The sequence below is a fragment of the Alistipes sp. genome (assembly GCF_048465635.1).
GTDB lineage: Bacteria > Bacteroidota > Bacteroidia > Bacteroidales > Rikenellaceae > Alistipes.
This window is the reverse complement of the sequence record NZ_DBFWLF010000028.1, coordinates 307,053-329,824: the sequence shown is the minus strand read 5'-3', so window position 1 is coordinate 329,824 and position 22,772 is coordinate 307,053. Positions and strand designations below refer to the sequence as shown.

The window sequence follows — 22,772 nt, the reverse complement described above, 5'->3', positions numbered from 1 at the left end:
AAACTATGTCGTTGGAACAGCAGATTTCGAAAGGGATCATGGAGGCCATGAAGGCCAAGGATACGGTGCGCCTGGGCGCGCTGCGCAATGCCAAGAAGTACATCATCGAAGCCAAAACCGCCGGACCGGAGATCGCCGAACTGCCCGATGCCGACGTGCTGAAGATCATCGCCAAACTCTCGAAGCAGGGCACGGACTCCGCGGCGATCTTCACGGCGCAGAACCGGCAGGACCTGGCCGACGAAGAGCTGGCGCAGGTGGCCGTCTTCCAGGAGTTCCTGCCGAAGCCGTTGACGGCGGACGAACTCGAAGCCGAGGTGAAGGCCGTGATCGCCGAGGTCGGAGCCTCCTCCATGAAGGAGATGGGCCGGGTGATGGGCATCGCCTCGAAGCGCCTCGCGGGCCGCGCGGACGGCAGGGAGATCTCCGCCTGCGTGAAGAAGCTCCTGTCGTAAGGCTGGACTTGCCCGAACCCCAATGCGGGAGCGTCCTTCGGGCGCTCCCCACTTGTTGAATGAAACCGATCCGTTATGCAAGTTCTTGAATATCTGCACCGCAACGTGAAGACCATCGCCATGCCGTCGGCCATGGTTGTGGGGGCGCTGCTCTGCCGCCCGATCTCTGCGCTGGAGGCGTGGACGGGGCAGATGATCACCCCGACGCTGATCTTCCTGATGCTCTTCGTCACCTTCTGCCGCGTGAAACCCAAGCAGATGAAGCCCTCGATGATGCACTTCTGGCTGCTGTTGTTTCAGGTGGTGGTGAGTGTCGGCATTTTCTGCCTGCTGCTGCCGCTGAGCGGCATCGTGGCGCAGGGGGCGATGATCTGCGTGCTGGCTCCCGTGGCGATGGCCGCGGTGGTCATCGGCGGCATGTTGGGGGCCGACGTGGCAACGATGGCCACCTACAGCCTGCTTTGCAATATGGTGATCGCCCTGCTGGCTCCCGTGGTGCTGACCTTCACCGGAAACGGGGTCTGCACCTTTGCCGAGATACTCGCCCGCATCGCCCCGCTGCTTATCATGCCGTTCGCCGCAGCGCAATGCTGCCGCTTCCTGGCCCCCAAAGCTGCGCGCTGGATCGGCGATCACAGCCAAATTTCGTTCTATATGTGGCTCTTGTCGCTGCTGGTCATCATCGGCCGCACGACGGCTTTCATCATCGACCTGCGCGACGCATCGGCCGCGACCGAATTGTGGCTCGCCTTCGCGGCGCTGGCGATCTGCCTGGTCCAGTTCAAGGTCGGCCGCGCCGTGGGTCGCCGCTACGGCGATCCGGCGGCCGGCGGTCAGTCGCTCGGGCAGAAGAATACGGTGCTGGCCGTCTGGATGGCGCAGTCGTTCCTCGATCCGATCTCCTCGATCGCTCCGACGGCGTACATCGTCTGGCAGAACTTCGTGAATTCTTACCAGATATGGCGGAAGGACCGGGAAACGCCAATGAATCGTTGAGCGGAATCCCGGTACGCGGCACTTTGGCCCTTGTTTTGAAGCGAGCGTGTCAAAAATTGCTGCTTATGCGTCCTGCCAAGATTTTGCTCGTAGTTACCGGAGTAGATGCCTTTGCCGATGGAAAACTTCCGACCGGATTGTGGCTCAGTGAATTCACTCATATTTTCCATCGTGCCAAACAATGCGGGCATCGGGTGACGATCGCCAACCCGCGCGGGGGTGCTACGCCCGTCGATCCCGAGAGTTTGAAACCGCTCGTGTTGGACAGGCTCTCAAGGGCCTATTGGCAAACGCCCGGATTCCGGGAGATGCTCGACGGCGCGCTAAGTCTGGAGGAGGTTTCCGGGGAGCGGTTCGACTGTATCTATCTGGCCGGGGGCCACGGAGCCATGTACGACTTTCCGGACAACGCGGTTTTGCAGCGCATGATTCAGACCCAGTACGAAAGCGGGCGGCTGGTGGCTGCCATCTGTCACGGCGTCTGCGGACTGCTCGATGTGAAGCTCGCCGATGGTCGTTATCTCATCAGATGCAAGCGGCTTACGGGGTTTAGCTGGTTCGAGGAGAGCCTCGCCCACCGGAAAAAGGCGGTCCCTTTCAATCTGGAAGCGGCCTTGAAAGCTCGGGGGGCCTGTTACGAAAAAGCCCTGATCCCGCTGTTTCCGAAAGTGGTCGTCGACGGGAACCTGATTACCGGTCAGGACCCGTTCAGCTCCGGACGGTTGGCCCGGGTTGTGATGCGACGGCTGGAAAAAATAGCGGACGTACGATGAATCTGGATGAAGTCCTGAATTTTCGCCGCTCCGTGCGGCTGTTCGACCGGCAGAAACCGATCGATCCCGAGCGGGTGAGGCATTGCCTGGAGCTGGCGACCCTGGCTCCCAACAGCTCCGACATGCAGTTGTGGGAGTTCTATCAGATCACGCAGCCCGAACTGCTGGCGAAGGTTTCCGAAGCCTGCCTCGGTCAGAAAGCGGCTTCCACGGCGTCGCAGATCGTCGTTTTCGTCGTGCGGCGGGACCGCTACCGGAAGCACGCGCGGGCCGTGCTCGAATTCGAGCGGGGGAACATCCGTCGCAACAGCCCCCGGGAGCGGCAGGAGAAACGCATCAAGGACCGGGAGTTGTATTACGGATATCTGATGCCGTTCGTCTATGCCCGTTTTTTCGGATTGCTGGGACTGTTCCGCAAGCTGTTGGCCAACATAATCAGTATCTTCCGTCCGATGATGCTCGAAGTCTCCGAAAACGATATGCGGGTGGTGGCCCACAAATCGTGCGCGCTCGCCGCACAGACCTTTATGATTGCGATGGCCAACGAGGGGTACGACACCTGCCCGCTGGAGGGGCTGGACAGCCGCCGGCTGAGAAAGGCGCTCAAACTGCCGCACGGCGCGGAGATCAATATGGCGATTCCCTGCGGAATCCGGGATGGTGAGAAAGGAATCTGGGGCGAGCGGTTCAGAGTGCCTTTCGACGAGGTTTATCACCGGATGTGATCCCGACCGACCAAGACGCATGGACTGTTTCAGCCCATGCGTTTTGTCGCTATGTTCGGCAGGAATCCGGCCACGACGCCCAGCAGGGGGAGCAGCGTGCTGATGCGGAAAATGAATTCGATGCTGGTCCGATCGGCCAGCCAGCCGAAGAATGCCGAGCCGATGCCGCCCAGCCCGAACATCAGCCCGAAGAATACCCCTGCGATCATGCCGACCTTGCCGGGCATCAAATCGGTGGCGAAGACCACGATGGCCGAGAAGGCCGACGAAATGACCAGCCCGATGATCACTGCGAGCACGATGGTCCACGGCAGCGAGACATAGGGAAGCAGCAGGGTGAACGGGGCTGCGCCCAGAATCGATCCCCAGATGACGTACTTGCGGCCGTAGCGGTCGCCGATCGGACCGCCGATCAGGGTTCCGGCCGCCGAAGCCGCGAGGAATGCGAAAAGGCAGTACTGCGCGCCCGAGACCGTGACGGAGAACTTCTCCATCAGGAAGAAGGTGAAGTAGTTGGTCATGCAGGCGATGTAGAAATACTTCGAAAAGACCAGAAGGGTCAGAATAAGGAGCGCCTTGCGGACTTTCCGCCGGGAAAGGCCGGGAAGCGGAGTTGCCGCGGCGGCCGAAGCACGGTCCGTAGCGACGACGAGCTGCCGCCGGAACCAGTTGCCGATCCTTACGAGCAGAAAGATGGCCAGCAGCGCCGTCAGCGCGAAGCAGCCGATGGAGACCTGACCGAACGGAATGACGATCAGGGCCGCCAGCAGAGGTCCCAGCGCCGCTCCGGCGTTTCCGCCGACCTGGAAGATCGACTGCGCGAGACCCTTCTGCCCGCCCGAGGCGAGCTGCGCCACGCGCGACGATTCGGGGTGGAAGACCGATGAACCCCAGCCGATCATTCCCACGGCGAAGAGAATCGTGCCAAACCCCGGTGCGAAGGCGAGCGAGAGCAGCCCGACCAGTGTGAAGCACATCCCGACGGCCAGCGAGTAGGGTCTCGGCCGGCGGTCGGCATAACGCCCGACGAACGGCTGCAGGATGGAGGAGGTGAGCTGGAAGACCAGCGTGATGACGCCGATCTGCGCGAAGGTGAATCCGAACTTCTCCTTGAGGAGCGGATAGACGGCCGGAATGACCGACTGCATCATGTCGTTGAGCAGATGGGAGAGGCTGATGGCCAGCAGGATCGGATAGACGGTCCCGGCTGTCAGGGACGGGGAGGCTGATTTCATCGTTTTGAGCGGCGGTTCAGGGTGCTGCGAACGGGCCAATGCCCCTTGCCTGTCCGGCCGGCCGGACGGGGGACCGGGCCGAAGACCGGATGGCGGTCCGGACGGAAGTGAAAGGGCAGGAGTGCGTTCGTGCGCATGCTGTTGCATTTCGTGCGGCAAAGATAGAAAGAACCGTCGATTTGTGAAAATCCTTTTACGGTCGTCCGCTTGTTTTCGCGCCGTCGGCCGTTATCGTGCGGAGCGCGACTTGCCGTCCGCCCATTGACCGGGATGTGCAAAGACAAAAGCGATGCCGGCGGGAAAGAGCCTCCCTCTCCCTCGCCGGCACTTTCCCAAGAACCCGCTACGGCAGGCTGTCGTACTGTGCGTCGTCGACCGCTTCGAGCCACTCGTTCGAGGTGTTTTCGCCCTCGATCTCGACGGCCAGGTGGGCGAACCAGCTGTCGGCGGCGGCTCCGTGCCAGTGCTTCACCCCGGCGGGGATGTTCACCACGTCGCCCGCATGCAGCTCGCGTGCGGGTTTGCCCCACTCCTGATACCAGCCGCGCCCGGCCACGCAGACCAACGTCTGTCCGCCGCCCTTCGTCGCGCGGTGGATATGCCAGTTGTTGCGACACCCCGGCTCGAAGCTGACGTTGAAGATTTTTACCTGCTCCGCGGATACCCGGGCAAGGTAGCTTTGACCGATGAAGTAGTGCGCGTAAGCGTCGTTCGGCGCTCCGATCGGGAAGATCATTTCGCGTTCGAAAGCGGCTTTGGCATCCGCGGCGGCCGTCTCGTCCGCCCAGACCTCCTTCGCCATGCGGAATGCCGCCCACGCCTTCGGCCATCCGGCGTAGAAAGCGGCATGGGTCAGAATCTCGGCGATCTCCCCGCGGGTGATGCCGTTCTTGCGGGCTGTCATCAGGTGGTACTTGAACGAGGAGTCGGTCAGCCCCTGCGCCATCAGGGTGACGAGGGTGACCAGCGAACGGTCGCGCAGCGAAAGGCGGTCGTTGCGGCTCCAGACCTCGCCGAACAGGACGTCGTCGTTGAGCCGGGCGAATTCGGGGGCGAACTCGCCGAGCTGGTCGCGTCCGGCGGTCTGCTTGATTTTCAGGGGTGTTTTCGACATAGCGGGTGCGGGGATGAAAAGAACAAACAAAGCGATTGTTAGCGAAAGATTTTTCATCGATGCGGGCGGTTAATCTGTTTCAGTGGATCGGGTCCGACGCGATCTTCGGGGCGGTTCAGAGACCGGTTTCCTCTCTCCACGCCTCCAGGTCGCGCTGTGAAGCGCCGTTGAGCAATCTGCCCGCTTCCCACTTCAGGGCGGGGTAGCTCTTTTTCAGATCGCTGGCGCTGTTTCGGATCGAACTGCTGCCGGACGTGGCGAACGGGAGAAGTCGCTTCCCCGCAAGGTCGTGGCTTTCGATGAAGGTATTGACGATGGTCGGAGCCGCGTCCCACCAGATCGGGAAGCCGATGAACACCACGTCGTACTGCTCCATGCCAGCGCAGCGCCGCGCGATGGCCGGCCGGGACGTGCGGTCGTTCATCTCGACGCTGCTGCGGCTCGACTTGTTGCGCCAGTCGAGGTCGGCGGCGGTGTAAGGCTGTTGCGGGACGATCTCGAAGAGGTCTGCCTGCATCACTCCGGCGAGCCGTTCGGCGGCGGCCCGGGTGGTTCCGGTCGCCGAGAAATAGACGACCAGCGTTTTGTGATCCGTTCGGTTCATGGCGGTGTCGTTTTGGGCGTCGGCCGGAACGGTCGCTGCCAGCAGACCGGCGCAAAGTAAGGCAAGCATCTTATTCATAGGGTAGGGTGGTTCAGTTACTCTTTCGGTACTGGCTCGGGGTCACTCCCGCATAGCGTTTGAAGAAGCGCACGAAGTGCTGCGGGTATTGGAACCCCAGCGCGTAGGCGACCTCCGAGATCGACTTCAGCGGGTCGTGCAGGTGCTCTTTGGCCGCATCGAGCATCTTGAGCTGGATATACTCCTTGGCCGATTTTCCGGTCTGCTTCTTGACCAGATCGCCGAAGTAGTTGGGCGACAGGCAGATCTTGTCCGCGAAATACTTCACCGACGGGATGCCCTGCTCGGCGGCCAGACCGTCCGCAAGGTAGTTGTCCAGCAACTTTTCGAAGCGGGCGAGCGTGTCGATGTTCAGGTCCTGCCGTGTGATGAACTGCCGCTCGTAGAAGCGCATGCAATAATCCAGCAGCAGCTCGATATTGGTGCAGACAAGCCCTTTGGTGTGTCTGTCGATGGGGTGCTGCAACTCCGAACGGATGTTCGACATGCAGTCGGCGACGATCCGCCGCTCCTCCTCCGAGAGGTGCAGCGCCTCGTTCGACTCGTAGGAGAAGAACGAGTAGTGCCGGATCTTCTGCCCCAGCGAGGTTCCCCGGATGAAATCGGGGTGGAACAGCACGCCCCGGCCCCGGGCCGGTGTGCCTTCGACCACGTTGAAACCGACGGTCTGGCCCGGTGCGATGCTGACGACCGTCTGGTCGTCGAAGTCGTAGCGCGTTTTACCGTAGTCGATCGTGCAGCCTTTGGTCTCTTTGAGAAAAACCGCGTAGAACCCCGTGGTCATGCGGTAGGTTCTTTGGCTTTCGTCCGAATCGAACTGGACGAAACCCACCAGCGGATGGCGCGTCTCGAATCCGTAGAGGCGGTTGTACTGCTCGACGGTGTCGATTTTGAGAATCTCTTCCATGGTGTTGCTGCTTCTTTCGACAAATTTAACCATTTTTCCGGAAGCGGATGCGGCTGTCCGCACCGAATCCGTATTCGGGGTAAATCTTCGGCGAAATTCCGTAATCGGGGTAAAGCGCTGCCCGTGAAAAAACCGCCTGTCGGATTTCGGCAGGCGGAGGTGACAGATGTGTCGGGGAACTATTTGCGGAAGATGAACCAGACGGCCAGAATCAGACAGGCGAATCCGGCGAGGTGGTTCCAGCGCAGCGTGTCGGAGCGCATGAAGACCAGCGCGAAGAGCGTGAAGACCGAGAGCGACACGACCTCCTGGATGACCTTCAGTTCCCAGATGGAGAACGGACCTCCGAACTCGGCGCTTCCCAGGCGGTTCGCCGGAACCTGGAAGCAGTATTCGAACAGCGCGATGCCCCAGCTCAACAGGACGATGGCCATAAGGCCGAAGCGCTCCAGCCGCGACTTGAAAGCGATATGCCCGTACCAGGCGAGCGTCATGAAAGCGTTCGAAACAATGAGCAGAGCGACGGTAGCGATTCCCCGGAACATGATCTTTTGCGTTTTTGCGAGCGCAAAAATAGGAATTTATTCGTGTCGGTGTCCTTTCCGGTGCATAAAATCGTCCGGGAACTCAGCGAAGAAGCGAGCCGAGGTCGCCGATGCCGTCGAAATCGTCCACGACCGGATCGGCGTCCGTCTCGGTTTCGAGCGTTGCGCGGTCGAGGGTCGTCGCCAGCGCCACGATGCGGCCCGCGCCTGCCCGGCGGGCCGATTCGATGCCCGCTTTGGCGTCTTCGAAGACGACGCACTCCGCGGGCCGGACGCCCAGCGCGGCGGCGGCCGTGAGGTAGATCTCCGGGTCCGGTTTGCAGCGCGTCACCCGGTCGCCGCTGATCCGGGCTTCGAAGTAGGGTTTCAGACCGCACTTTTCCAGCACGAAATCGACGTTGGCCTTGCAGCCCGACGAGCCGACGGCGCAGCGGATGCCCGCGGCGCGGAGGCGTTCGAGCAGGCCGATCAGCCCCTTCACCGGATGGATTTCGGGTGCGTACAGCTCCCGGTAGATAGCCTCTTTCTCCTCGGAGAGGGCTTGTAGCCCTTTCCGGCGGATGACGGCTTCGGGCAGGATCAGCCGCATGATGTCGTCGTTGCCCATGCCGTAGGCGTTGGCCAGCTTTTGCTGCCAGTCCATTACGCCGTAGCGGGCACAGAATATTTCGAAAGCGCGGAGGTGGGCCGGAGTGTTGTCCACCAGCGTGCCGTCCATGTCGAAGAGCGCTGCTTTAATCATCGTTCATAGGGTCGTGGCAGCGACGAGCCGCCGGATTCGGACGCAAAGATAATGCAAGCCAAGTGCAGAAACAAACGTATAAGGATATTTGCCGTGTTATCGCTCGGGGTGCTGCAAGCTGCAGGCTTGAATTTTGCCGATGCGCCGCCTATCTAAGCGGGGAGGGGTATTTCGGCAAAGTGTGCAAGAAAAGGGCAGAGATAAGCGTATATGCTCGGGCTGCAGCCTGCGGAGGGACGCGATTGAGCGGGCCTCCGCCGCCGGAGGCTGCGGCCCGCGCGGCTCCAAGCCGCAAATCATTAGGACTTCCGCATAACTCCAAAAGCCGCAAACATCTCAGGCAGGCTGCAACCCGTTTTTCCCGGCTGATGGAAAATCACCGCACAAGAAATCCCCTTAGAACTTGAGCCGCAGGCTCAGGTTGACGGCGAAATTCTGCACGTCCTGCCCCGGAACGGATTTGCGGTGCGTGAGCCGCCAGATGCAGTCGACGCGCAGCAGTCGGAAGATGTTCTCCACCCCGAAGCCCATCTCCACGTAGGGCTTCTCGACCGAGGACATGCCCTCGGGGAAGAGCAGTTCGGCCTCGGTGTTGGGCAGACTGCCGTTGTTGCGGTCGGAAAGCGTGCCCCATACTGCCTTGCAGACCAGCACCTCGCGCCATTTGAGCCGCTTCATGAGCGGAATACGCCCCAGCAGCCAGCCGTTGAAGTGGTGTTCGAAGAAGATCGCCGCCCACGTGTCGGAGGCGAACTCGTAGAAGTTCATGCACGAAAAGGCGTAGGGGTCGTAGAAATAGGTTCCGTTGCCTTCGTGCAGTTTGAGCAGCAGGTAGGGGACCTTGCCGAAAATCCGGCCGCCCTGGAGCGTGATGTCCGAATAACCGATCGGCGGCAATTTGGGCTTGTAGTGCAGGCCGCCCTCCAGCCGGTAATATTCGTAGTCGTTGCGCATCAGGCCGCGCAGTCCTGCGGTCAGTTCGAGCGTCAGCACCGGGTATTTCGAACCCAGGTAGCGCTTGTCGAAAGCCGTGCGGTAGATTTTCTCGTGGTGGGAGATGCGCATGCCCACGTGCACCTCGGAGCTGGAGAGCGAGTTCAGCACCTCCCCGCCGGGCCGGACGAGCGGCACGTATTCGTTGCCGTAGACGCGTTGCAGCCGCATGCCGATGAGGTTGCTGATGCCGTGCGACCACTCGTGTTCGTAGAAGGCGTCGGCCCGGTTGACCATCGACATGCGCTGACGGCCGCCGCGCGAGAAGATCGAACTGAGGATGTTGTTCTCGGTGAGGGCGTTCTGACCCGCGCCCAGCTGGATCACGTCGTGGCTGCCCGAAAGGGTCAGCTTGCGCGACAGCCGCCGGCTGAACGCCAGCTCGACGCTTCCGCCGCCCTTCACGTCCTCGTCGCGCGTACCGTAGGCCACGTAGCCCGAGAGGCGTATGCGGCGGCTCACGGCCGTCGTCGTGCGCGCTCCCGCCTGCATGCGGAACCCTTCGAGCTTGTTGAAGCTCGCCATCTTGTAGTAGGGACCGATGCCGATGTATTTCGTGTTCCAGTAGCCGCCGATAATCGTGTTGATGAGCGTGTAGATGTTCCGGTAGAGGGGAACCTGCTGCACGGAGTCGACCATCGCGTAGATGTCCTTCTCACGGTCGCTGAGCCGGTAGGGGCGCACCCCCTCCCAATAGGTCTCCTCCTTGCGCGTGATCTGCTCGCTGCCCACCACCACGTCGTTGTCCATGTGCAGGATTTCGTCGGGTATCGGTTCGCCGATGCGCACGTCGGAGTAGGCGACCTCGCGCGTGCCGATGAACGAGGTGAGCTTCGAGGAGTCGCGCACGACGATCGAGAACTCGGCCGAGATGCGGTCGCGGCTGCGGAACCAGCAGGTGTCGTTGACCATACAATTCTCGTTTTCGATGCGCAGGTGCTTGATCCAGTTGACATTAACCCCTTTGGGCATGCGCGCCGAGGCCGATTGCAGGGCATAGGAGGCCGAGTCGACGTTGATCTCGCCGTCGAGCACGGGCGTAGTCAGCCGCTTGGGGTGGAAGCGGATTTTGTAGGTCTTGCGCCCCTCGACCGTCAGACTGTCGACGAGAAAGTAGTCGTAGAACGACCGTCCCGCGTCGGCGAGCGGGCTGGCGAAGCGGACGTTGAACAGGTCGATGAAGTTTTCGTAGAAGTTGATCTCGTTCTGGAGGTTGCCCGTGAACTGGGCGATCGAGAAGGTGTCGTCGACCCCCGATACGCGGCTGGCGCGGATCACCTCGCGCGAAAGGTCCGGGCGGCGGCTGTGGTAGTAGTCGGCCGAAGTCTCGGAGATCATCGCCGGCAGGTAGGCCTGTCCGGTCAGCGCCGAGGTGTCGACGTAATTGAAGATGAACCCGAAGTTGCGCTGGAGCCGTTTACTGCGGAACTGCGGCTTGATGTTGGTCAGGTCCAGCTCCATCTTGGTGTAGGTGGCGCAGCGGTAACGCTCGTATTCCGCGGGGTTGTTGCGGGGCTTGTTGCGCAGGATGCCGTCGAGGATCGGGTGCGCCGGGTTCGCGCCGGGGGTGATCACCACGTCGCCGATGTTGAATTCGACAGATTGCAACGCGAAATCCACCTGGTTGAAGGTGTTGCGCTTGACGGGCTTGGTCAGCGTGGCGTAGCCGACCATCGAGGCGGCGACCAGCGACGAGGTGTCGCGCGTTTCGAGCGTGTAGATACCCTCCTCGTCGGTGGTGATGCCGGTCGTGGTTCCGGGGAAGACCACGCTGACGAACGAGAGCGGATTCCCGTTGGCGGCGTCGGTGACGCGGCCGCGCACACGGGTGCTCTGCCCCGCGGCTTCCACGCACCCGAGCAGGGTGAGCAGTAGGAGTATGGTTTTGCAAGGGTTCATTTCAGGACATCAAATTTAACCAAAAAAACGGCAAGTTGTCCGAAATGCCTTACCTTTGTACGAATTGGACTGAAAAACGGAAATTCAGACAGATATGGCTCATGCAAAGATAGATAAAACCAATGCGGCGCGGCTGCTCGACCGGGCGGGCATCGCCTACGAACTGATCCCTTTCCGGGTCGACGAGGAGCACCTTTCGGCGGCCGACGTGGCCGCCCAGCTCGGCGAACCCGTCGCGTGCGTCTTCAAGACGCTCGTGCTCAAGGGCGACCAACGGGGTATTTCGTCTGCGTCGTCCCAGGCGACCACGAGGTCGATCTCAAGGCCGCGGCGCGCGTGTCGGGCAACAAGAAGGTCGACTTGATTCCGATGAAGGAGTTGCTGCCCGTGACGGGGTATATCCGGGGCGGCTGTTCGCCGATCGGGATGAAGAAGCGCTTTCCGACCTACTTCCACGCCACCGTCAGCGACCATCCGTTCGTCTACGTCAGCGCCGGCGTGCGCGGCCTGCAACTGAAAATCGCCCCGGCGGAACTCGTGGAGTTCGTCGGAGCGATCGTGGCCGAGATCAGCCGGAAAGGGTAGCGGTCCGGTCAGCGGAACAGGGTAAACCGTTCGCGCCGCTGGGCGAGCAGCGTATCGCGGTAATAGGCTGCGAGCGACTGTTCCAGCAGCCGGAAACGCCAGCAGTTCGCACCGGGTGTGCGGAGCTTGCGCCAGAAGCGGGCGGCGTGGCTTTCGTCCTTCGGAGCCGGCCGGTAGACGAGCACCTCGCCGATGAAGCGGTCCAGAATGCGTGGATCGAGGTCGGGCATCGCCTCCGGCAGCCCGCAGCAGCGGATCGCCGCCCCGGTCAGCAGGCGTTCGAATCGTTCCATCCGGTAGCGCTTCAGCGTTGCGGCCAGCAGGTCGCGGTCGATCCGGGAGCCTTCCCGTTCGAGAAAACAGCTCCAGTCGCAGAGGTGGCGGGCGGAGATGCCCTCCTTGAGAAAATGCAGCGCCGCATGCCGAACGAGGTAAATGGCGTTGAAGGTGGCGGAAGGGGTGAAAAACCCGTCCGCCGAGGGGACGGCGTCTTCCCGTTGCAGAATCTCCGACAGCAGCGCATCCAGCTCGCGTTCTTCCCGGTTACGGCTGACATTGAGAAAATTCCGGTGGTTTTCCAAGTGCACGCCGTGCCAGACCAGCCCCGTATGCTTGGGCACTTCGTCGATCAGCCGTGCGCCTGCGGCGCACAGCAACCGATCGCCCGCGGCCTGCGCGCCGAACAGGTAGAGGTCCACGTCGCCGCATTCGCGGTGCTCCGGGACGGGGTAGTGCGCACTCAGTCCGATGCCTTTGAGCACGAGCATCCGGATGCCGTGGCTGGCCAGCAGCCGCGCCGCCTGCCGGGCCACTTCCACCTGTTTGCGGTGTCTTTTGGCGATCGCGTCGGCCTGCACGGCCCAGCGGATACGCATCTCGCGTCCGGGACGCAGTGCTTCGGGAAGCGTCCCGATCCCGTCCAGCACGATGCCCGTCGTTCCCTGCCGGGCAGCCAGACGGCAGACCGTCTGCCAGCCCTCCGCGTCGATCGGTCCCTGCGGCACGAACGGTCTCAGGGGATGCAGGCCGCTGCGGAGCAGTCCGAAATAGAACTCGTTCAGGTCCGGGACGAACGCGCGCATGTTTTTTTCTTGGCTTTTACCTCCCGGTAGAGCATGGGCGGCAGCGTGACGAGGATGTTGCGGCAGCGGCGCAGCTGCTTCTTCGGCTCGCTGAAGATGCGGTGGACGAATTCCAGCTTGCAGCGCACCATCCAGCGCGGTGCGCGCCGGATCTCCAGCCCGCTGAAGAAGTTGAACGCGGCCCCGACGGCGATCATCACGCCCCGGTCGATATGGGGCAGCAGCCGGTGCATGAAGCGCTCCTGTTTGGGCGCACCGAGCGCGACCCAGATGATGTCCGGCGCATAGTCATCGACCATTCTGCCGATGGCCGGGTAGTCGAACTCCTCGACCGTGCAGAACGGAAGTTCGACGAACGGCATTTCGGCGATGCGCGGGTCGATCCGCTGCAAATTCTCTTTCAGCGGTCCGAGCACCCGCTCGCTGGTCCCGAGAAAGAGCATGCGGTAACGCCGGGCGCGGATCAGGTCCTCGAAAATCTGGCTGCCGCAATACTGCCTGCGGTCCAGCCCGTAGATCCAGCGGACATACATGGGAACCCAGCCGCTGTCGCAGATCGAGAACAACGCGCCGTCGATCACCTGCCGATACTCCTCGTCCTGCTGGACGAGCGAGAGAATCACGCCGTCCGAGACGCAGACGTACCCTTTGCCGCCCTCGGCGACGGTCCGGTCGATGCGCTCCCGGACCTTTTCGCGGTCAAATTCGTAACGGATGTTGAAGAAGGTTTCCATGCAGTTTGTATCGTATGATCGTCCGATTCGCATATTAGCGTATCAGGGGCTATTATCAAGTGTGCGCTAACAGAGTATTTTCGTAAATTTCGGCCCTACTTTGCGCTACTTTTTACAGGGAGAAATGCGTTTCGACAGTCTGCCGTCCATTGCAAGTCAATTCCGCGGCCAAATTCGAATTTCTTTTGTCCCTTTCACAACATGCTGCATACAGCTTCCTATGCAGAAACATCACCCTGGTATTTTCTTACGGTTGCGATGAGTAGTACCGCGTTTTTCTTACTCATTTGCCGAAAGAACGACTATCTTTTTTTGTGTTTCTCCCAATACTATGGGCAGATTCAGTTTCCGCAAACAGCGGGTCCCGAGGATCGATACGATCAATGCGATGATGAAGACGGCTGGTATCATGATCGCAGGATGGATTGAACGGTCCGCTTTGAGGAAAAAGAGCGAATAAATAATCATCGGGTGAAGCAGATAGATTCCGAAACTGCTCTGTGCCACCGTCCTATACCAATATTTTTTGGTGTCCATCCTCATGCGGGAGACGATTTGCAGCGCAAGGCAAATACACAGGAAAGCCAGCAGATAATCCAGCAACAGATAGATCGATATGGGCAGATGAAGGCGAGGTCTTAGCAGGAAGATCGCTGCTGCGACTGCGATCGTCGATGCGATCTCCCCCCCCCTCAGTCGAATCTGGGTCCATGCCTCTCTTTGCGCATAATAACCCAGCAGGAAGTATGGCAGATAGCGGATCGCCATCGGAAGCTGAAAGAAATCGAGTTTGCTCAAAGGTAGCAGAATTGCCAGCGCGATGCTGGTCAAGATGCCGACCAAAGCCGGGATCTTGACCAAGAGCGGTTCAGCCGCCCGGATGAAAAGGAACTGAATAAACAGAGCGATCAGGAACCACAAGTGTTTGACTTGATGCCCATACAATAAATGCCCCACAGACTGAGCGAAAGAGAGCGAAGTTATCTCCAGCAGCATGAGCGTAGGAATGAGCAGGAAGATGCCAACCAGAAAGTAGGGAACCATCAGTCGCCGGAACTTCTTTCCAAGGAGTTCCGGCCAGGTGGCGTATTTTTGCCGTTGCCGTCCGAGTACATAAATGCAGCCGCTGATGAAAAAGAACAGCGGCATATGGAATGCGTAGATGCCATCGGTAAAGAGGTTGATCCACTTGTTCCCGTCCGTCTGGGGGAAACTGCTCAGCGGCGAATAGATGATCGTCACATGTCCCAATACGACCAATAGGATGGCGAACGTTTTCAGCAGATCGTACGTATCGGGGGCGAGGGGCTGTCTTCTTGTAAAGGTCATAGTTCGTGTACGGGCAGATGTAGGATACGTTTGAAGCTATTGGTGAAGATTGAGAGCACGCATCTAACCTTGAAGAGCAGCGTAAGTTCGTCGGAGAAATAGGGCAGAATCTCCCGGTAAAAGGAGTTGCGTTTGAGTACGCCGTCGATCCACATGCGACGCAGGTACAAGGGCCTGTTCCTTTTATAAAAATCCACATCGAACGCTTTGCGGAAGCGCTCCACCCCCCCCCATGCATCCAGCGAAAGCAGTGTCCGAACGCATTTGAAACACTTATTATCGTTCACAGGCTCTGCTACACAGACGTTCAGAAAGTCGTAAGCCCGTTCATAGGAATTGATGACGCGGGTTTTTTCCATGCGGGTGAACGATGCTCCGGTCGAGTAGAATCGCACCCCGTTGACCGATGCCACGCCCAGCAGCAACAGATCGTAGTGTTCACTGTCGAGTTCTTTGGGATCGTACAACCGGAATTCATTGTAAGAGTATCCCGAGGAGTAATAGTATTTCCGAAAAGCGTTCTGCAGGGAGAGAATGCAGAAAAGCATCATATATGTATTGTTGCAGACGTGCGAATAAGGTATGTATTTATTGATGATCCGATGGATGTTCGACCGGACGAAAATAAACCCGTAGCCGTATGTCTCTGCAAATTTGCGGGCATTTTCGAACCGTCCTTCGAACAGCGACCGTGCCGTTCCCTCGCCGTGATACGACGCCCCGACGTCGAAGAACGCCAAGTGGGTCAGGTTGTAGTTCGGCAGCTTCGTATCCGTATGGGTGGCCACGGTGAAGAGTGAATCGATCCCGCAGGATATTCCCGTTGCGACGATGTCGGCCGTGGCGCCTTCAGGACGTTCTTTGGCGATGGGCATTTCGAGCCGGATGCGGTGCAAACGCTTGTCCGCTTCGTGCATGGCGTCGATGAAGTGGTACTCCAGGTTGTAGTAAAGGTCTTCCGAGATAGGGATTTGCGAGTGTATGTCCCAGCCAAGTTGCATGGCGGTATAGAGGAATCCCATCACATAGGCATCGCATCGGTCACAGCAGGCGTAAGGCTGCATGGCGGCATCGATCTCCGTCTGGATCGTTTCCTCTTTACCGTCGATGTGGACCGTAGCGACGATCTGGTTTGGTTCAGTAAGTAAAATGGACTGGATTTCAAGCATGGGTCAATGGTTGAAAAGGACGTCGTAGGAGAGTTGATGCGGAGCGAAATACGTCGCAACGACCAGGTAAATCATGTTGATGAATGCGAAGAGTGAGAACATAGTTAGGTAGTAGCTTTTGCGGGGTGTATGCCGATAGCTATACCAAAGATAATGCAGCAGGAAAGCGCTTGTGATGAGGTTGAAATTCTCGAAATACATTGCCAGCCGGATGAAGATATGGCTAATGTTCATCGAAAGAAAGAACAGGATGGCGTTGATGATGGTAAGGTTGTAACTCCATGTGAAAAGTTTATCGTTTCGGTGAAATTTTTTCATTTCAACCGAAAAATATATGATCATGAGGTAATTGAGGAGAAAGGCAATATTTCGCGGACCGAAAGCGAGCGCTTCGACATTTCCTGCCGTGATCTCCGTCAAGCGGTATTCGTATCGTTCGTACCCGAACAACTGAGCCGTCCCGAGGATTTGGTCGAAATAATCGCCGATGAACGAGGTTTGTCCAATCGCTAACGCTGCCAATACGATCCCCGTTGTGATAAGACGGTTTTTGAACAAATCCCTGTCTGGTAGCAAAATGACTGCCAGCAGCGGCAACGCCGATTTATGAAAGAGCGTACAGACACCGATTGCGATGGCGTATTTCAGGTATTTTCTTTCGATGGCATATCCGATCGAAGCCGTAAAGATACAAACGGCGATGCATTGTCGTATGCCATTCATCCAATCGAGATAAAAATGGTTCCAGAATAGGATGAAAGGGATGAAGATATATAGGTACTGGTGCTTGCGTAGCAGGTAGTAAACGCAGATGATCTGAATGAATGCGATCGTTCCGAAGAAAAATGAAGCGGGTAGATTGATTGTTGCGAAAAAGGAGGTCAAGTATTCGAACAAATATTCGCCGTTTCCGAACCAACCGGGCTGTATTCCGCTCTCAGCATACCGGTTGTAATGAAATAGGTAGGAGAAGTAATCCGTGCCAACACCATACCGGATTCCGGAAAAGACGCTGAAGAGCAATAGAATAAGCACCATTTCAGCATTGAGGAACCGCACTTTCCCGCCCGTGTTAAGTGTAATACGCTCCCGGATAGCCAGATTCCGGCCTAAAAGGACCATCAGAAGCGTGATAAAACCGTATGCTATTAGGCTGATGATCATAATCTGGACAAAAGATAGAGTAAGTGTATTTTCCGGTGTACGAGCAGCTGGAAATGAATCCGGTGTACGAACGGCATTTGCTGCCAGGGATAGGAAGCTGCCATACCTTTCCACTCTGCCTTACGAGAAATATTGCGAAGCCATGCAATCTTTTCCGAATAATCCAGACAGGATTTACAAACCTGTCGAATTGCTGCGCGGCAATAGCCGATCGTCAGCCGCGTAGCGCGTTGCAATGCCGTATTAGGATCTGCTCCGTAGGAGGCAAGCAGCTTTTTCAACTCTTCGAACAGGTAAAGGTTGCGGTCGATCCTGTCGAGACGGACGCGCTGGGTTAGTGAATCCGCATTGATCCGATAGTGATAGTAGGTGTATCGTGTCGTCCTGATCCGGTTAGCATGTATCAGAAATTCGATATTGAAGAAGAGGTCTTCGCTGATGATCTCCCGTTCGCTTCGGAATCGCAATCCATATTCCCGGATGATCGACATTCGGTACAGTGCGCAACAGGAGGATACCGGTATGCATTGGTCTGCCCGAATGCGGGGCGGATTGGCGATCATGTCGAACATAAAATTGTCGATGCTGCGCCGCCCTTCGATGGTTTTGGACCCCAATTCGCTGTTAGACCCCACGATACGTTGACCATCGAAACGGTCGTAGGCGAAATAAACGGCGTCGGCTGAAGGATCGAACAATGAACGGTATGTCTCGGGATCGATGTAATCATCGCTGTCCACAAAGGCAATGTATTCACCTCTGGCAGCGTCGATTCCAGTGTTGCGCGCGAATCCAAGCCCTCCGTTTTTCTTGTGTATGACGTGAACGTTTGCATGGCGTTCGGCCAGCGCATCGCACATGCGCGGACACGCGTCCGGCGATTCATCGTCCACCAGGATGATTTCGATCCCATCGAGCGTCTGACTCAACACCGATTCGACGCATTGCATCAGATACGCTTCGACCTTGTAGACCGGAATGACAACCGATATCTTCGGATCTGCGACTTGTCTCATTTTTCAAAACAATTCATGATTTGCCGGGCGAACAGGTCGATGTTGTACCTCTCTTCCGCCAGCTTCCGGCTCCGACGCCCGATATCTTCTGCCGTCTGATTGTCGGAAAGTTTGTCGATTGCCCGGGACCACTCTTCGGAAGTCTTCACGGCGAAACCGATCCCTTCGCGGTTCACGTCGATCGGGTGATAGGGATTCTCCGTCAGAACGACGGGCAGCCCGAGGGCCATGGCATCCGCAATCGTAGACAATCCAACGCAATAACGGATTTTAGCCATTTGTAACGGACACAAAAGAGCTTTGGCATCAGCCATTTCGTGGAGCATGGTGAGGAAGTTCGCTCCGGAGTTCTCGCTGATGATCGTCCGGATGTTGGCATGGTCCGCTGCCGCACCTTCAAGATAGTCATAATGGTTGCCTGCATGGGCGTGACAAGTATGGATCAGTAACGGTTCTGTGCGAGAAGCGAAGACGTTAATTAACAGATCGTAATCACGATTTTCCTTGCCGGTTGCGATGAAATATCCTTTTTGCTCCCGCTTCCGGATGTGCCGATCGTAAAAAGCCAGATCGGGACCCCATGACGCATCCTGGGTCTTGCGGTCAGGCAGGAGGCCCAACGCTACGGACTGTTGCCTGTTGCGGGGCGAAAGGAAAAACGCCTGCGTGATTCCACGCAGAAGCAGTCGGGTGACCTGAGACTTGGGCGGGGTGCGGTGGACAACCCCGTATACGGGTTTACGGACAATGCGCAACGCGGCTAAAAGGAGTAGCAACGGATGGCAGCGGATGTTAAAGAACGGAAAGAAGATCGCGTCCGGTTTATGTTTCCTGACGGCGCGCACGTCGTCCAGCAGACGCGTTATCGCGTTTCCGTTACGTTCATGGTTGACGATCGTATGGCCTGCCTGTTCGAATTCAGCCACTCCGTACAACCAGTGTGAAGGGACAGCCCCCTGATGATAAAGCCGGTAGATTTTTTCGTTGTCGAATACCAGGATTTTCATCGGGTGATGGATTTAATGACTGTTTTGAATTTGCTCCCCATGGGGGTGTCTAACCATGCATAAAGACGCATCCGCAACTTGTCCGTAGGGGACATCCACGATTCGGTGTAGTGGTGGATCGTGCAGGTGTTGGGTGTTATCTCGATCTTCCCCAACGGATATTCGATCGGACAAAAGTAATCGTAGGGATAAATGCGGAAATCGCCTGCATCCTGCAACCGGTTCGTTCCGTCGAAACCGTATTTTTCCAGCACGGCGGTCGTGATCGGAACGATGGTGATCTGGTTGATCCCCGCTGGGGTTAGATAGTGCATGTTTTCGTAATGGCCCATGATCTCCGCGAGCAGGGGGCTGCCCGGTCTGGAGGAGAAGCCCAATCCGGGATTGACCTTGAAACGGTGGTTGGGCAGGGTGGATTTTTCGATTCCCATGAAAGGCTCTTCCCGAATTGCATCAGGCAATCTTTTCACTGCTTCTACGTCGGTGTCGAAGTAGTAACCTCCAAGGCGATAGAGAATCCGAAGCCTGGCGTAGTCGCTTACATAGGCAAATTTCTTCGCGCTATATGCTTCGGCAGTGAACGGGATGATATTCACGTCGAAATTGCTTTCGTCCCACCGCCGTATTTCGAAATCCGGATAGTATTTCCGCCAAGAGGCGATGCACTTTTCTGCGTTGCGCGGCAGAGGTTTTCCTCCGAACCAGCAGTAGTGGATCACCTGTGGAATCGTGATTTCAGCCATAGGAATATCAGATATTTTTGAGCAGTTCGTCCGTCCGCGCTCTTAACAACTCGAAATATCCCCAGATAATCTCTTCAGCGCCCGGGACGAAGCGGGGTTGGTTCGCAAATTCGAGATATTGGTTTCTATTCGAATTCAGATCGGCAACCAGTGATAGTGTGCGCTCGTTGGCATTTTCGAAGTCGAAAAAACAGATTGCTTCCGGGTTGAGCACGTCTGGTTCGGGCCGATTGTCTGACCCGTTGTAAATGGGGATGCAGCCTGAACTAATCGCTTCGAATATTTTCTCCGTACAGTATCCCGCATAATTCGAATTTTCCGGACATAGGTTGAAGCGATAATGACGGAGGTATTCCAGTTTATCGTCGTTGTAAAGCGTTTTCAGATCGTCGTTGTTGTGAAACAGTTTCCCGTCGCAGTCGATTCGTTCGATTGAGGATATTTGTTCGACGATCTTGTCCCGTCCGATATCGAAATGGCTGGAGAGAAACGAACAGAATTTACGGTCGTCGAAGGATTTGTTTTCCGGCGCTTCAATGGCGGCGATTTTCTGGCGGACCGTTCGGAAATTATCGTCCGGGGAGAAAACCCACATGATCCAAAGCGGGACACGGATATAGTTCGGATGAACTGTCCCCGATTGGTTTTCCGGATAGTCGAACCCGATTGTCAGATCGATGCCGGGGTATCCGATGCATTGATCCGCGTAATGCCTCCAATTGATCCGATGCAGGTTTTCCCGTGACAGAAAAAGTTTGATATCGGCTTTCGTATAGTCGATGATCCACCTCGGACCGAAAACGCTATAGAGTCCGATTTTGGCTTTCGGTTTTTTCTTCAGCACTTCGCTCAGCTCGATAAAGCGGGAGAGCCACAAGTCCTGGTCGTAGATATGAGCTGGCCAGTTATAAAGTTTTGTATGGTACGGCTTGCTGCATGCGAGCGAACGGTTCGTCCGGCGGTACAAGTCGATCAGGTTCCGCGTAATATCGATTGGATGTATCATTTTTTCTCCAGTTTAACTGTTTGGTTGTCGAACACTACCGCCCATCCCCTTAACGCATCGAAATCAGTGCCGCTCGGAATTTGGTAGAATCCGGGTCTCCAATAATTTTCCGTGGCAAGGTAAGGTGTTTTTTTGAAAAAAAGAAAATGTAAATAGATAAGGCTCTTCCCGGCTGGATCGTACACTTTTCCCAGTGCCGGATCGTACCGCCACTGTCGGGTGTAGTCTGTCGGTTCCGGAGTGGTATCGTACTCGAAAAAATGCCTCCGGGTCAGTGAATTGCAAAACAGCGGATTTATACGATTCAGAAAGTGCAGATAGCCCTTTCGGTAAACACGCCTTACCACTTTATGAAAGAGTTTAATTGCTTTGAGCTCGGGATAGATTCTTTCGCTCCAATCCAGCTCGTCCAAGCTGTAATTGCGTGTATGTTCCAGTTTTTTGCGCCAGTCGCGGATGTTGAAACAGAGCTTGTGGTAGCGGGAGTCGCGTTTGATGCAGGTGAAGTGTCCGGCGATCCGGAATGAATGCGTAGTGATCAAAGCGTATCTCTTGTCGAGCAGCCGTTTCACCGGACTCATATCCCCGAATACCAGGTCGCAGTCGCCGAACGCCCAATAATCGTATCGCGCTGCGATATCTTCGTGGATAATCCCGTAAAAAGGTTTCAGATCGCATAGTTTATAAGGCTTCTCATGCTCGAAACGAATGCCCAGTCGTTGAGAAACCAGTTGGCAATAATCCGGAAAGGAGATTGTGTGGAAAAAAATATTATCGTACTGTTTATGGGGCAAGGGGCAGTCCGTAAACAGGTAGAAGTCGATGAAACGGGTATGCGAGCAGGAATGAAAGAACAGATCGATCCACTCCGGCCATTTCCCGAAATAAGGGAGTAGGAATACTATGCGATGTTCCATGGGATTATCTTAGATTATTCTTCCGTAGGCGGTTTTTCGCATGCAGCAACCAAACGCACGGGAAATAGAATCCGTGGCAGGCTGCAGTGAATAGCATTCGATTGATCCTCGAAGTTCGGATACGGCCCGCATACGGTGTCGCTTCGGGAAAGAGGCCGGCGAACTCCTTTGCGCTCAGGAGTTGGTTTTCAAATGCCAGGAATTTCACGCGCACTTTATAGGAATTTAGCAGCTCATGGCCGTGTTCGGTTGTGGATAGCAACTTTTGCAACTCCACTACCACGCGCAGACTCGATGCGAAGTGGAATTTTGTGAACCCCTTGGTCAGCGAATCATTCTCAGTAAGGCAATTATAATGATAGAATGCCTGGTTGAGATGGGCGACCCGGACAGGATGAAGGAGTAAAGCGACACATACCAGGAAATCCTCGCAATAGTTGAGTTTCTCTGGAAACCTTACTCCGTAGCGTTCGTAACATGCCTGCCGGATCAGTTTGTTGCAGACGCTTCCGTGTAACGAGGAAAACAGGTCCTCGAGTACCTGTTCCCGTTCGGTGCTCCGCGGCTTCTGATCACGGTAAGTTACGCCCGAGTCGGTATCAACCAAAAAGTCGGAAATTACCATATCGGCGTCAGTCTCGATGGCTTTGCGATAGATCGCTTCGAAGTAGCCATTATCGATCCGGTCGTCCGGGTCGATATGGATGCTGTACCGGCCGGCAGCCTCTTCGATCCCACGCTGTCGAGCCGCGCTGACCCCTGCGTTCTTCTGATGGATAACGCGGATGCGGCAGTCCTTCCGCGCGTATCCGTCGCATAGAGAGGGGGAATCGTCCGTACTTCCGTCATCTATGAGCAATAGTTCGAAGTCACCGAAAGTCTGATCGAGTACGCTGGGGATGCTCGCGTCGAGGTATGGGGCCTTGTTGTAGATGGCCATGATGACAGTTATGA

22 protein-coding genes and 1 pseudogene are annotated in these 22,772 nt (G+C 56.9%); 5 read left to right on the top strand and 18 right to left on the bottom strand.

Annotated elements, in window-relative coordinates; genetic code table 11:
* Positions 1-5: 5 nt before the first annotated feature.
* The 4 genes from ACMO9O_RS11070 to ACMO9O_RS11055 all read left to right on the top strand — a co-directional run bounded on the left by ACMO9O_RS11070 (position 6) and on the right by ACMO9O_RS11055 (position 2,949).
* Positions 6-455 (top strand): GatB/YqeY domain-containing protein, encoded by a 450-nt coding sequence (locus ACMO9O_RS11070; protein ID WP_418983927.1) that lies wholly within the window; start codon positions 6-8, stop codon positions 453-455.
* Positions 456-530: 75 nt separating this feature from the next.
* Positions 531-1,451, top strand: coding sequence for a transporter (locus ACMO9O_RS11065; protein WP_418983926.1), 921 nt, complete (start codon positions 531-533; stop codon positions 1,449-1,451).
* Between the two features lie 65 nt (positions 1,452-1,516).
* A complete protein-coding gene (locus tag ACMO9O_RS11060) occupies positions 1,517-2,224 on the top strand; it encodes a type 1 glutamine amidotransferase domain-containing protein (protein ID WP_418983925.1) in 708 nt (235 codons plus the stop codon).
* On the top strand, positions 2,221-2,949 hold the full coding sequence (locus ACMO9O_RS11055; protein WP_418983924.1) for a nitroreductase family protein: 729 nt from the start codon (positions 2,221-2,223) through the stop codon (positions 2,947-2,949). Before ACMO9O_RS11060 ends, ACMO9O_RS11055 begins: the two co-directional genes overlap by 4 nt.
* Positions 2,950-2,978: 29 nt before the next feature.
* Here the strand turns inward: ACMO9O_RS11055 and ACMO9O_RS11050 are convergent, their stop codons facing one another.
* From ACMO9O_RS11050 to ACMO9O_RS11020, 7 genes are all read right to left on the bottom strand, one after another.
* Positions 2,979-4,184, bottom strand: coding sequence for an MFS transporter (locus ACMO9O_RS11050; RefSeq protein ID WP_418983923.1), 1,206 nt, complete (start codon positions 4,182-4,184; stop codon positions 2,979-2,981).
* A gap of 343 nt (positions 4,185-4,527) precedes the next feature.
* Positions 4,528-5,298: a carboxymuconolactone decarboxylase family protein gene (locus ACMO9O_RS11045; protein ID WP_418983922.1), complete on the bottom strand. Its 771-nt coding sequence runs from the start codon at positions 5,296-5,298 to the stop codon at positions 4,528-4,530.
* A gap of 115 nt (positions 5,299-5,413) precedes the next feature.
* Positions 5,414-5,980 (bottom strand): flavodoxin, encoded by a 567-nt coding sequence (locus ACMO9O_RS11040; protein ID WP_418983921.1) that lies wholly within the window; start codon positions 5,978-5,980, stop codon positions 5,414-5,416.
* A 13-nt stretch (positions 5,981-5,993) separates the two neighbouring features.
* On the bottom strand, positions 5,994-6,887 hold the full coding sequence (locus ACMO9O_RS11035; protein ID WP_418983920.1) for a helix-turn-helix domain-containing protein: 894 nt from the start codon (positions 6,885-6,887) through the stop codon (positions 5,994-5,996).
* Positions 6,888-7,066: 179 nt separating this feature from the next.
* Entirely contained in the window at positions 7,067-7,432 is a 366-nt protein-coding gene (locus tag ACMO9O_RS11030; protein ID WP_418983919.1) for a DMT family protein, read from the bottom strand.
* Positions 7,433-7,514: 82 nt separating this feature from the next.
* The gene (locus tag ACMO9O_RS11025; RefSeq protein WP_418983918.1) at positions 7,515-8,174 is read right to left on the bottom strand and encodes an HAD family hydrolase; all 660 of its coding nucleotides are present in this window, start codon (positions 8,172-8,174) and stop codon (positions 7,515-7,517) included.
* 396 nt (positions 8,175-8,570) lie between these two features.
* Positions 8,571-11,066, bottom strand: coding sequence for a DUF5686 family protein (locus tag ACMO9O_RS11020; protein ID WP_418983917.1), 2,496 nt, complete (start codon positions 11,064-11,066; stop codon positions 8,571-8,573).
* Between the two features lie 94 nt (positions 11,067-11,160).
* Between ACMO9O_RS11020 and ybaK the strand changes: the two are divergent.
* Positions 11,161-11,651, top strand: a pseudogene (gene ybaK, locus ACMO9O_RS11015) (Cys-tRNA(Pro) deacylase).
* Between the two features lie 8 nt (positions 11,652-11,659).
* On the opposite strand, the gene ACMO9O_RS11010 reads toward ybaK, so the two are convergent.
* The 11 genes from ACMO9O_RS11010 to ACMO9O_RS10960 all read right to left on the bottom strand — a co-directional run bounded on the left by ACMO9O_RS11010 (position 11,660) and on the right by ACMO9O_RS10960 (position 22,758).
* On the bottom strand, positions 11,660-12,733 hold the full coding sequence (locus ACMO9O_RS11010) for a nucleotidyltransferase family protein (RefSeq protein ID WP_418983916.1): 1,074 nt from the start codon (positions 12,731-12,733) through the stop codon (positions 11,660-11,662).
* Positions 12,709-13,467: a WecB/TagA/CpsF family glycosyltransferase gene (locus ACMO9O_RS11005; protein WP_418983915.1), complete on the bottom strand. Its 759-nt coding sequence runs from the start codon at positions 13,465-13,467 to the stop codon at positions 12,709-12,711. Before ACMO9O_RS11005 ends, ACMO9O_RS11010 begins: the two co-directional genes overlap by 25 nt.
* 279 nt (positions 13,468-13,746) lie before the next feature.
* Entirely contained in the window at positions 13,747-14,796 is a 1,050-nt protein-coding gene (locus ACMO9O_RS11000; RefSeq protein ID WP_418983914.1) for an acyltransferase family protein, read from the bottom strand.
* Positions 14,793-15,965: a hypothetical protein gene (locus ACMO9O_RS10995; RefSeq protein WP_418983913.1), complete on the bottom strand. Its 1,173-nt coding sequence runs from the start codon at positions 15,963-15,965 to the stop codon at positions 14,793-14,795. The genes ACMO9O_RS11000 and ACMO9O_RS10995 overlap by 4 nt, the downstream gene beginning before the upstream one ends.
* Before the next feature lie 3 nt (positions 15,966-15,968).
* Positions 15,969-17,129: an EpsG family protein gene (locus ACMO9O_RS10990; RefSeq protein WP_418983912.1), complete on the bottom strand. Its 1,161-nt coding sequence runs from the start codon at positions 17,127-17,129 to the stop codon at positions 15,969-15,971.
* Positions 17,126-18,145: a glycosyltransferase family 2 protein gene (locus ACMO9O_RS10985; RefSeq protein WP_418983911.1), complete on the bottom strand. Its 1,020-nt coding sequence runs from the start codon at positions 18,143-18,145 to the stop codon at positions 17,126-17,128. Before ACMO9O_RS10985 ends, ACMO9O_RS10990 begins: the two co-directional genes overlap by 4 nt.
* The gene (locus ACMO9O_RS10980) at positions 18,142-19,152 is read right to left on the bottom strand and encodes a glycosyltransferase (protein ID WP_418983910.1); all 1,011 of its coding nucleotides are present in this window, start codon (positions 19,150-19,152) and stop codon (positions 18,142-18,144) included. The genes ACMO9O_RS10985 and ACMO9O_RS10980 overlap by 4 nt, the downstream gene beginning before the upstream one ends.
* Positions 19,149-19,895, bottom strand: coding sequence for a glycosyltransferase family 32 protein (locus tag ACMO9O_RS10975; protein WP_418983909.1), 747 nt, complete (start codon positions 19,893-19,895; stop codon positions 19,149-19,151). The genes ACMO9O_RS10980 and ACMO9O_RS10975 overlap by 4 nt, the downstream gene beginning before the upstream one ends.
* A 7-nt stretch (positions 19,896-19,902) precedes the next feature.
* On the bottom strand, positions 19,903-20,901 hold the full coding sequence (locus ACMO9O_RS10970; RefSeq protein WP_418983908.1) for a glycosyltransferase family 10 domain-containing protein: 999 nt from the start codon (positions 20,899-20,901) through the stop codon (positions 19,903-19,905).
* Positions 20,898-21,818 (bottom strand): DUF6625 family protein, encoded by a 921-nt coding sequence (locus tag ACMO9O_RS10965; RefSeq protein ID WP_418983907.1) that lies wholly within the window; start codon positions 21,816-21,818, stop codon positions 20,898-20,900. Before ACMO9O_RS10965 ends, ACMO9O_RS10970 begins: the two co-directional genes overlap by 4 nt.
* Before the next feature lie 4 nt (positions 21,819-21,822).
* Complete coding sequence (locus ACMO9O_RS10960; protein WP_418983906.1) at positions 21,823-22,758, bottom strand: glycosyltransferase family 2 protein; 936 nt, start codon at positions 22,756-22,758, stop codon at positions 21,823-21,825.
* Positions 22,759-22,772: the final 14 nt, after the last annotated feature.